Source organism: Arthrobacter sp. 35/47 (genome assembly GCF_000520475.1).
GTDB lineage: Bacteria > Actinomycetota > Actinomycetes > Actinomycetales > Micrococcaceae > Arthrobacter_D > Arthrobacter_D subterraneus.
In genome coordinates this window covers 133,064-134,258 of record NZ_KI914582.1, presented here as the reverse complement: position 1 = coordinate 134,258, position 1,195 = coordinate 133,064, and the positions used below count along the sequence as shown (strand labels likewise).

Genomic DNA, 1,195 nt, shown 5'->3' with positions numbered 1-1,195 from the left:
CGCCGAGCTCGAAGCCGCGGTTGAGCATGCCAGGGAGTTCGACCCGAAGGTGATTGTCGAGGCAGGAATCGTGGGTCGGGAGATCGAGGTGGCGGTCCTGCAGGGCCGGGGCACGGATGAACCGCGCACCAGCCTGCCGGGCGAGATCGCCGTCCAGCCCGGCGAACACGAGTGGTATGACTTCGAGGCGAAGTACGTTGACGGTTCCGCAGCCGAGCTGAGCTGCCCGGCCGACCTGCCGCCCGATGTCACTGACCGGGTCCGGGAGCTCGCTGCCCGCGCCTTCGACGCTCTCGGGACCGAGGGGCTTTCCCGCGTCGATTTCTTCTACACGCCCGCCGGCGAGCTCATCATCAATGAAATCAACACCATGCCGGGCTTCACCCCCATCAGCATGTACCCCCAGATGTGGGCCAAGTCCGGTCTGACCTACACAGAGCTGATCGACGAACTCATCGGGCTGGCACTCGAACGCAAGACGGGCCTTCGCTAGTTCCGGCGGGGTTCAGGCCATGACGGAGCCGAAGCGGCCAACGCTGCGGGACATCGCGCAGGCGGCCGGCCTGTCGAAGGCCGCCACGTCCTATGCCCTCCGGGGCCTCCGGGGGTCGGACAGGACGGTGGCGCGTGTCCAGGCGATCGCCCGGGACATGGGCTGGTCGGCGGACCCGGCTGCACGCGCCCTCGCCGGAGGCCGCAGCGGCAACGTTGCAATCATCGGATCGCTCGGGGATCTTTGGCGGCAGGGTCTTGCTGTGATGCTGTCGGAGGCGCTCCATCAGGAGGGCCTGTTCTCGGCCATCACCGACGTCGACACCTCACCGGTGCGCGAACGGGATGCCCTGCGCTCGCTCCCGGCCCGCCGGGTCGACGCCGCCATCGTGTTTCCGGTGGATCCGTCCGCCCCGTACTGGGCCGAGGTTCCGGAGCGGATTCGCCTGGTGTCCCTGGGTGACGCACTGCCGCACCGTCCGGTTGCACGCACCGTGCTCTTCGACAACGAGACCGGGATCAGCACCGCCCTGAATCACCTCGCCGGTCTGGGCCACCGGTCGGTGGGGCTGTTGGCACCGTCGCTGCCGTCCACTCCGGGCAGGCCCGCGCAGCTCCTGGTGGAGAAACTCGGGGCGGAACTGGGACTGGACGTGGTGGTGGGGCCGTCCGCCTCCTCCGTGGCGGGAGCCGCAGAGGCGGC

1 protein-coding gene and 1 pseudogene are annotated in these 1,195 nt (G+C 69.0%); both read left to right on the top strand.

Features of this window, described 5'->3' with window-relative positions:
• Nucleotides 1-493: pseudogene (locus X803_RS22635) on the top strand (ATP-grasp domain-containing protein); the annotation flags it as partial.
• A 19-nt stretch (nt 494-512) separates the two neighbouring features.
• On the top strand, nt 513-1,195 hold a 683-nt coding region (locus X803_RS21720; protein WP_035777595.1), incomplete at its 3' end, for a LacI family DNA-binding transcriptional regulator.